The sequence below is a fragment of the Candidatus Bathyarchaeota archaeon genome (genome assembly GCA_025059045.1).
Lineage (GTDB): Archaea > Thermoproteota > Bathyarchaeia > Bathyarchaeales > DTEX01 > JANXEA01.
Genome location: JANXEA010000021.1, coordinates 1 through 8,995 on the forward strand (window position 1 = coordinate 1; position 8,995 = coordinate 8,995).

The 8,995-nt window shown below is 43.9% G+C and carries 11 protein-coding genes and 1 riboswitch; of the genes, 6 read left to right on the forward strand and 5 right to left on the reverse strand.

The genetic code is table 11. The annotated features are described in order from the left end of the window. The first annotated feature begins 34 nt into the window (after positions 1 to 34). Positions 35 to 241, forward strand: a complete 207-nt coding sequence (locus NZ952_06675; protein MCS7120866.1) for a hypothetical protein — start codon at positions 35 to 37, stop codon at positions 239 to 241. Positions 242 to 282: 41 nt separating this feature from the next. On the opposite strand, the gene NZ952_06680 is transcribed toward NZ952_06675, so the two are convergent. After that, on the reverse strand, positions 283 to 894 hold the full coding sequence (locus tag NZ952_06680) for a hypothetical protein (GenBank protein MCS7120867.1): 612 nt from the start codon (positions 892 to 894) through the stop codon (positions 283 to 285). A gap of 129 nt (positions 895 to 1,023) precedes the next feature. Here NZ952_06680 and NZ952_06685 point away from each other — a divergent pair, with 129 nt between their 5' ends. After that, on the forward strand, positions 1,024 to 1,854 hold the full coding sequence (locus tag NZ952_06685; GenBank protein ID MCS7120868.1) for a nicotinamide mononucleotide deamidase-related protein: 831 nt from the start codon (positions 1,024 to 1,026) through the stop codon (positions 1,852 to 1,854). 75 nt (positions 1,855 to 1,929) lie between these two features. Continuing rightward, positions 1,930 to 2,694: an ATP/GTP-binding protein gene (locus tag NZ952_06690; GenBank protein ID MCS7120869.1), complete on the forward strand. Its 765-nt coding sequence runs from the start codon at positions 1,930 to 1,932 to the stop codon at positions 2,692 to 2,694. Between the two features lie 2 nt (positions 2,695 to 2,696). Here NZ952_06690 and NZ952_06695 read toward each other — a convergent pair whose 3' ends face one another. Continuing rightward, a complete protein-coding gene (locus NZ952_06695; protein ID MCS7120870.1) occupies positions 2,697 to 3,314 on the reverse strand; it encodes a DUF4443 domain-containing protein in 618 nt (205 codons plus the stop codon). 692 nt (positions 3,315 to 4,006) lie between these two features. Further along, positions 4,007 to 4,077: riboswitch (Fluoride riboswitch) on the forward strand. Positions 4,078 to 4,128: 51 nt separating this feature from the next. On the opposite strand from NZ952_06695, the gene NZ952_06700 reads away from it, so the two are divergent. Genes NZ952_06700 through NZ952_06710 form a run of 3 tightly spaced genes read left to right on the forward strand, consistent with a single transcriptional unit; the run spans position 4,129 to position 5,647 of the window. Next, positions 4,129 to 4,971 carry a hypothetical protein gene (locus tag NZ952_06700; GenBank protein ID MCS7120871.1) on the forward strand — a complete coding sequence of 281 codons (843 nt, stop codon included), beginning with the start codon at positions 4,129 to 4,131 and terminating at the stop codon, positions 4,969 to 4,971. An 8-nt stretch (positions 4,972 to 4,979) separates the two neighbouring features. Beyond that, a complete protein-coding gene (locus tag NZ952_06705) occupies positions 4,980 to 5,303 on the forward strand; it encodes a hypothetical protein (GenBank protein MCS7120872.1) in 324 nt (107 codons plus the stop codon). A gap of 14 nt (positions 5,304 to 5,317) precedes the next feature. Next, a complete protein-coding gene (locus NZ952_06710) occupies positions 5,318 to 5,647 on the forward strand; it encodes a hypothetical protein (protein ID MCS7120873.1) in 330 nt (109 codons plus the stop codon). 480 nt (positions 5,648 to 6,127) lie between these two features. On the opposite strand, the gene NZ952_06715 is transcribed toward NZ952_06710, so the two are convergent. From NZ952_06715 to NZ952_06725, 3 genes are all read right to left on the reverse strand, one after another. Continuing rightward, a complete protein-coding gene (locus tag NZ952_06715) occupies positions 6,128 to 6,925 on the reverse strand; it encodes a hypothetical protein (GenBank protein MCS7120874.1) in 798 nt (265 codons plus the stop codon). A 59-nt stretch (positions 6,926 to 6,984) separates the two neighbouring features. Continuing rightward, complete coding sequence (locus tag NZ952_06720; protein ID MCS7120875.1) at positions 6,985 to 7,602, reverse strand: hypothetical protein; 618 nt, start codon at positions 7,600 to 7,602, stop codon at positions 6,985 to 6,987. Positions 7,603 to 8,297: 695 nt separating this feature from the next. Beyond that, a partial coding sequence (locus NZ952_06725; GenBank protein MCS7120876.1) for a cation transporting ATPase C-terminal domain-containing protein occupies positions 8,298 to 8,995 on the reverse strand: 698 nt, incomplete at its 5' end.

The following is an 8,995-nucleotide window of genomic DNA, read 5'->3' on the forward strand; positions in this document are numbered from 1 at the left end:
GACTAACATCTTTTTGCTGCGATAGGAGAGGACTATGCGATACTGCCCTGAATGCGGAGGGGAAATGCATTACGTAAGCCTTACGAAACGTTATGTCTGCAAAAGCTGCGGTCTGACGCTTACCTTTCAAGAGATCATTGAGATGCGTGAGCAAGCCAAGGAACGTGTTGAAAGAGAGGAAGATGAGAAGAAGAGGCTAAGGAAAGAGTATCTTCAATGGTGGCTCTCAAAGAAGAAGTGATTATGGGACGCAGCTCGGCAGACATCTATTCCTATTATTCACTATGCATCTGAATTTTTAGAGCAGTACCCTCTTACTGGACAGTGAGAGCACCTAGATTTCTTGCAGAACTCAAGGCCTATGCGTACAAGGGCTGACTCGTATTCTTTAATTCTTCTAAGGTTCAGCTTCTCCGCTACTTCTTCAGCATGTTTTGACGGTTTGGGATCAGCATTTCTCCATATACCCCTCAATTCACGCAGAAAGATGTTAACCGCCACAGGTCCGACTCCTTTAAACTCCATCAATCGCTTCTCCAGCTCCTGTGGGCTTCTAGAACATTCATGCAAGGTCTCAAGGTCTCCATACCTTTCTTTAAGGGCTCTCATAGTCTCTAGCATGTTAGTCGCGGTTGAGAAGTCATATCTGACGTAGCCGCCTGAATCCAATACCTCTACAAGCTTGTACCATCCGGCTTCCATAATTTTTTCAGGAGTGATTAATTCTTCCTTCTCGAATTGGCGAAATGTCTTCTTGGCGATTTCAGCTGAAATTCTCTTAGCGAAGAGTATCGAAGCCAGGAACCACTTGAACCTGTCCTCAGGCCGGGTGAGATTCAAGCCTAACTCCTTCGAGTAGGACGGTATAGCTGAGAGTATCTCTTCAACGCTCATGGTCTCACAATACTCATTATTTTCACCCTATGTTTATTAATTGGTTTCCCGAAATCAGTTACTGTCCCTTAGCTTTACAGAATGTATTGAATAGGTCTGGATTAAAGCAGTAGTGAAAGGTGAAGTTGATTGGAATCATATGTCGAGATTATCTGCATTGGAAATGAGCTGCTTATTGGGAAGACAATGAACACTAATGCCCATTGGCTTGCAAGGAGAATAACTGGCCTCGGACTGTCTGTAAGAAGAATAACGGTAATTAGAGATGACGTGGATGAGATTGCGTCATCTATAAGGGAGGCTATCCAACGAAGGCCATGCTTCATAATAACTACTGGAGGCCTTGGACCAACCTTCGATGATAAGACGCTCGCAGGCGTTTCATCAGCTCTAGGCTTAGAGATGGAAGTGAATGAAGATGCATTGGAGATGATAAAGAGCGCCTATCAGCGCTACGTCAATGAGGGAAGAATTGGCCAATTTGAGTTAACGCCTCCAAGGATTAAGATGGCTACACTGCCTAGAGGCGGGGTGCCGCTTCCCAACCCAGTCGGCACCGCGCCCGGTGTTCTAATAGAGACGGAGGGTGTGAAGATAGTAATATTGCCAGGTGTGCCACGTGAAATGATGGCTATCTTTGATTCATCTGTGGAGCCACTCTTACGGAGGGTTTCAGGCGATCTCACCTTTTACGAATCGAGCATAGAGGTTCTTGACCTACCAGAATCTGATCTTGCACCGCTCATAGAGAAAGTCATGACGGATAATCCATACGTATACATCAAGTCCCATCCCCAAACATCTGAAAAAACCCTGAGAGTTGAGATCCATCTTTCTACAACATCAAAGGATTCTTCTGAAGCTATGCAAAGGATCGGGCGGGCGATAATGCAGATTTCGGAGATGATAAAAGAGAGGGGTGGAAAGATCAGACCGAAAAAGATCTCTGAGACCATTTAGATAAATTCGATATGGAAGGTCATTAGAAACGCTTAACTCTAGCCTCACCAGCCATGAATGAAGGGGTAACCATTAATGGTTTTTACGGCCTTCATAATTGGAACCGCAGGCTCAGGGAAGTCTTATCTGACAGCAGCGCTTACAGAAAGAATGCTTATGGACAGACAGAAAGTCGCGACATTGAACCTTGACCCCGGGGTTGTGAACCTGCCATACACGCCAGACATTGACATTCGCAATTACATCTCGATCGAGTCCATTATGGAGAAGTATAATCTCGGCCCAAATGGCGCGCTCATCATGGCCGCAGACCTAATCGCCGATGAGATCGATCTTCTTAAGGAGGAGATCGAGGATCTTGATCCCGACATCCTTATTGTTGACACACCGGGGCAGATGGAGCTCTTCGCCTTCAGGGCAAGCGGCCCCTTCATAGCCCAGACCATTAGCGAAGATGAGAAAGCCATAGTCTACCTCTTTGATTCAGTCTTCTCTCTAAACCCCCTAAATTATGTCTCAAATATGTTTCTCTCTGCGGCAGTACACGTTAGATTCCTCCTTCCCCAAATTCATGTTCTCTCTAAATGCGACTTGATCCCAGAAGCAGACCTAGACAGAGTGCTGGAATGGTCAGAAGACTATGAAGCCTTGGAATCCGCCATAAACGAGAATCTCGAAGGGACGAAGCGTCTACTCACACAGAGGATGGGAGAAGCCATCCATCAGCTCGAGCTCAGCTTCCCCCTAATACCTGTATCAGCACAGACGCATGAGGGACTTATTGAACTGAATGCTATGCTTGAACGAGTGTTTAAGGGTGGAGAGAAGATCACCTATTAGTCCTATATTATTGTCCAAGCCGCGGCTATCGAGCCCCGTTCAGCATCCCTTAAGCTATCCGCGCTGCAGATTATCACGACGTCCCCTTCCTCCGGGTTGAGAGATTGAATTATGTGGGTGAAAGCCTTAGGAAAATCCCTACTTACATCGTCACTTACGGCAGGAAGGATAAGTCTGCCATGCTTAACGACAATGGTACTCGCGCCTTTAGCCCCGGCTCGAATAGACGCATCCCGCTGTTCAAGACCTTTCCTCACATTTGCTCCGCCCCTAACCAAAACCGCCACATTATACCGGGCTAATGTCAATTCATTTTTCTCCTTTAATTCAACCATCACTGGTATGTGGGCTTTAAGACTGCGCCAAATCTTTTCCCCCTTTTCAGTTAATTTGCAACCCTTCTTAGAAGTTGATATCAACCCCTTATTCACCATCTTCAAAATTAGAGTTCTTGTGGCCCCCTCGCCTAGGCCAAGCATCTCAGACAGACGGGCGCGGCCGACTAGCCCCTCAGAGGCGATGATACTCAAAAATCTGACCGCATCATAAATGGTGAAGGATGGGGAGGGTCCCGGAGCATTCTCACGTACTACCTCTTCGATTACTCTCTTCATAAACATTACCGCTCAACACCTCGATATAGCAGAAAACAAGTATTTTACATTTCCTAACAGAAATCACTCTTATTATACAGAGCATAATTCAACTTGATTTTTGTACATGAAATTTCGATCTATTTTGAACAGCACAGCATGGCTGTCTCTAGAGGCTCTCATCCTTTTCTAGTTCTTGAGCAAATGGCACGCAAACTTCGGCTACACTTGCTATGAAAAAGGTTTCAATGTATGGGTAGCCGGAGAACCTGGATGAGGCAAACATACAGCATTATTACACTTGACTGGGAAGATTAAATCTGGAAAACTTATGAGTGAAATCTACGAAATGCTGATACACTACGGAAAAGTCTATCATCCAGCTTACAGGGACCGACACTTCGACCAGCAATAGTAAAAAGTAATCGTAATTTAGAGCTTGCAGCCAAAAATGCCTTCTAATTCCACGTAATCTTCATATAACCTAAAATCTCTTTTAGAAAGTGCAAGTCTACACCTAAATCTTTACGTCCGACTGGGAAAAACATAAGAGGACGATGCGTCTCAGTACTTGAAATAAGGTTGCTGGGCCCGTAGCTCAGCCAGGATAGAGCACCGGGCTTTTAACCCGGGGGTCGTGGGTTCAATTCCCGCCGGGTAATTGTCAGATTTGGCAATTTCTTGGATAAGATTTAATAGTCGCTTTGGGAAATGAATTTTTTCTTGAAGGTGATGAAGCCCACCTTTAACCGCCTCGGCTTCGTCCTAGGCTGATGGCTTCTACCAACAAAACCGCAGAATGGGTGGGAACATAAAACCTTTACGAGCCAAAATAGAAGATTTGGTCAAGACAAAAAATATTATGCGATATGTTCTTGAGCGGCAGAACAAAGATGGCGGATACACATTCTGCAGAGGAGGAGAATCGAACGCTCAAGACACGTATTACGCGTTAAAGATACTTGAGATGCTTGGCGCCCAGCCTAGAAATGTGCAAAAAACAGTCCGTTTCTTACAAAGGCTCCAGTATGATGACGGAGGCTTCGATTCAGTTAAGGTTGCGTACTACGCGATTCGTTCCTTACTCCACCTTGGACATAAGCCAGCAAAGCCTCTTGACCGACTTCACCAATCATTTGACGCCATTTTTGCAGGGCTTAAGAATTCTCACAAATACATAGATGTCGAGATTGTGTCAGAGATAGAAAATGTCCATTTGGCTGTTGAGCTAGTCGATGCCCTTGACTTCCCAATTAATGCCGAAAGCGTTACAAAACAAATTTTGAGCCTACGAAATAGTGACGGAAGCTTCGGCAGTAAGAGGCATTCCAGAATCGCCTCAACATATCACGTATTAAAGACGCTGAAGATTTTGAATTATAATATGGAATTCTTAGGTGAGACGATAAGTTGGGTCAGAGGGTGCGAGCTTTCCAGTGGGGGTTTCGCACCATCCCCGGAGATATCAACAATCTACATGGAAGACATTTACTATGGGGTAAAGGCACTTGAGGTTCTGAACGAACGCCCTAAGTATCCTAAGGAGACCTTAAGCCTCGTCGCTAGTTTTCAAAACCCGAATGGTGGCTTTCGCAGATCGATATTCCTTGGCATATCAGATTTGGAATCGACATATCAAGCCATTTCATGCATTGAGGCAATCGTTTCCATAGCAGAATGGTAGTGACGACATTGAAGGATAGATTGCTGCCTGATTTGGCTCTAAAAGTTGTGCTCAGCGGTCTACTGGACTCGGCTTGGGGCAATTTTAGCCGAAGCACTATAGTCAGATTCTCTGTTTATAGGAAAAATGTGAGAGTTGGGGTTGGAGAAGGAAACATACATCAGTGGGAGATAGACGCCTTAAGAGCCGCTCCTATAGAGCATGAATGGTTTAAAGTTAAGCAACCGAATGTGATTCGGGTTACTGGGGTAAAGTATGTTCCTGGAGGAAAGGTTTCAGGGATGCTCGAGAGCTTATCCCAGTCCGCAGAAGAGACGTATACATTTTTATAAGCGATGCGGAGCACATGATTTTCCCAGCTTATAGATGCTTCAACGTCAATTTGGGAAAAAGACGAACAATATCAGTAATCAGTCCAAGAACTATAATAAGGGATGTTGTAGAGACAGTTCATCCAGCATTTCCAAAGCAGAGATATCATGGAAGAATAAACAACGTAGAAGTAGACGTCGGAGATATAAACGGGTTCTTTGAGAAAGGCTACGGAATCGGCATCCTGAGGAGAAAAGGCTCCTTAAAGATTGGAGATCAAATGGAAGGTTTCCCTTTACTAGGGAAGGGTGACTTAAGAATCTTACTTGAACACATCAATCAAGACTTTAAAATCCTTGAATAGGGGGTTAATAATGTTCAGGATATTCTTGGCGAAGATGGACTTAAAATAAGCGTAAAGATGCAAACACCAACATGCACACAATTTGTGATGCCTTGAGCATTCTTGAAGAAGAGGGAAGAATAATTCGCCTTCCAGATGGGACCTTCGTTTCGACAAGAGCAAAGCAAGAAGGTGGGTCGCGAAAGTATACGATGGCATTGAGATACAGGATATTTACAGGGAGATGAAGCGCCTTATAAGCCTCGGCTTCCGCAAGCCCATCGTGGACATGACCAAAGAACGAATAAAATTATATAAGAACCAAGGTTAGCTTTTCCTCGAATATTCACCTATCTTATCAAAAACTTCTGACACTTACAATCATCTTCGGCTCTCTATGGCGGCAAATGCCTACATATCCTCTATTTTGAGAGTCTTGACAGTCACAATTAGTACTAGAACCAAGATGATGATGGCGGAAAGCGTTCCTATACCCATGTATCAAGTTGGCGGCTCAGAAACCTCATCAAGTAAAAGTTCATCTTCAGTTAAAGGAATTTCCTTGTAGCTAGGCGGAGGACCATACACACCCTGCATGTGATGATATATTAATTCTGCTGTATCAGCCCGTATACCCACTACGTAGCCTATGATCCAATATTCACCATTAGGGGTCACATACATTTCGTCGTAGCGAGCTTCAACGACCCAGCATGGGTAGTAGTTGCCTGGGTTGGGCCATCCTTCACCTATCGTGGAAGGATTGAGGTCTTTTTCGTGTTTGAGTACTGCGATAACTGAGGTCCAGTTTAATCCTGTGACCCCTATCCACTTCATATTACTTGAAATATATTCGAACGCTTTTTTGTACGCTTCCTCACGCATAACCTTGACTTCGCCCTTGATCTCGAATTTAGTGAACCACATAGCGGTGTAGAAGAAGGTGATCTCTCCGCGAGTGTTAAAGCAGATTCCTATTGCGTTAGGCGTCCTAGCCACAAAGTCTCCCTGACACCAGTACCGGCGCCAGTAGAAGTCCCATCCCCACCACACTCCCTCAGTTACTTTGTTAACAACTTCAAGCTCAATCACGAAGTCGCCTTTCATCTTCGTAACAACCGCCCTCTCACCTCTAGGTATCTCTGTTGGAACTTCACGAAGCATGTCTACGAGCTCCCCGAACTCCACCTCGTACTTCAAAGGAACCGCACGAAGCATCAGTCGCGCTACAGTCTCAACTGGAGGCTTACGATCTGAAAAATCTTCTGAAGAACCATTACGTGCATAAACCTTACACATAATAGCTACTAACAAGATCATGAGAAGGATGAATAGGAATTTTTTCAGCTTCGTTTCAATCACCCGGGCAATCCATAAACGCTCATAAGGCCATTGCCATATACCCACATACCATAAGTGGAGTTGTACAATGCGCATTGATCCCATACACGTTCCCATAAACTAAAGGAGGCGATATTCAAAGCTTCGTTTACGCAAGAATCTGTGCCCACTGCAAGGACTTGGTAGAAATGTTTTATGAATACTGCCCCTGCCTGATCCATACCGTCTATATTTATAGAAAGGAAAGGCGCATAGTTTTTAAAACCGATGAAGGTTAATCTTCCATAGTCAGGATTATGGTATCCATCGTCACTGACTGCAGTTGTGTGGAGCCATCCTCTAGGCATCCTATTTTTCACCTCCGCTTGATGGCAGGACCATAGAAATACAAATTTATTTATCTGATTCCCTGTTACGCCATATATTTCATGGTGCCACACAGGAGTACCGATGTCATCCAGTATTAAATATGACCCAGGCGATCCATGTCCAATATAAAACGTTATTGCGTTACGAGCATTTTGTCCTGATGCAGCTATGAGAATGTTATTTTTCGTCGAATTAGACCCATACCAATTGTAAGATGTGAAACCCATCTGTATGCTCCTGTAGACTATTTCATCGCAGACTTGCATAACTACCTGTATTTAATCCGACGGTACATAATATTTTGACCCTAAGACATACGAGTTTTTGACTGCCAAAATACTACTAACATTAATTGCAGACAGAAGAACAAATGTGATCAGCAACAACAAGTATTTAGATACAATATGGCCTATTCTCATTCTAGAATTCTCCCAATTTACTCTTGAGGTTGATATATATATAGTTTTCTTTTACAGAAGAACTGGTTGTCTATGCTTCTCTCCGGTATGCGATTACCATTGCAACTGAGGTTCGTGCTAGCATTGCAAGGTCACCGTGTTTTCTGGCCCTACGACATGAGAGTAAGGGATGCGAAGATCACTTAGCTATCTATTTTCCTTCTCTCATCAACTACAGTAGTCTTTTCGGGGCGTTTACTCCTTCCAATAGCGAGTTCTGATCTGTCTCCTGGTTTATGACTGTTTCCATTGATACGGCTAGTCCGCATCTGTTGGGTATCTTCGCTTCAATCGGGTTTAAGAAGCAACATCTCAGGCATATTTTAGGCTTGAAGGTGGACTTCACGATTAAAAATAAAAGGTGTTCAACCATTAAACCTATAGTTTGGCGCTGGGGAATAGGTTACATTTCGGTTTAAATTCTCGGCGAATTTGTCTGTAACGAGATTTGTTTATGGAGAATCTCATTTCATATTCTTTCTCCCTCTTAAAAATGTAGTAAGTTATGGAACTATTCCAACTTTAAGAAGATAGAGGTTCTGATATTCCGTGTTTACCCTGTTGTATTTGCTTTGAAGGATGTCGCTAATTTTTTGCCAATCTTCAGCTATTTTTGGCCAAAACTCGCTGGCTACAACTTGCTTCGTTACATAGTCTTTCATAGACTTTTCTCGTTTTATTGTCCTTAGGCGCCAATCAATGCCAATGAGCCCTGCACGCCTTAAATGTTGGATGTTATGCCCGACTTGGTCGTGGTCAAGAGGATAGTTTACGCTTCTCGTTAAATCGTCAAGTAAGGAATCGATGGAGATTTCATCTTCAGGACGTAGACAGATTATGGCCACCATGTCTTGGACAAGCCTTGCGGTTTTGGTGAGATAAAGCCCTGCACGCCTTTTCGGAATCAAAACCTGTTCCAAGCGGTAGCCATGCCTCTTATAAAACCAGATTTTGACAATTTCGGCTAAGACTATATAGGCGCCGAGAATGGCTGCTAGGGCTATGAAGAAGGGTGCTGGAGGCTCTACAAATTCAAAAATTTTTCCTACAGGCGTATAAGGTAGTATTAGCGCGAAAGCAACTATCACTATGCTGCTTAGAATTAGGAGTTTGCTTGGCTTGCTTTTCCAGAAGGGCGACTTTTTTGTTCTGATAACAAAGATTACAAGGGTTTGCGAAGATAGGGATTCAATGAACCAAG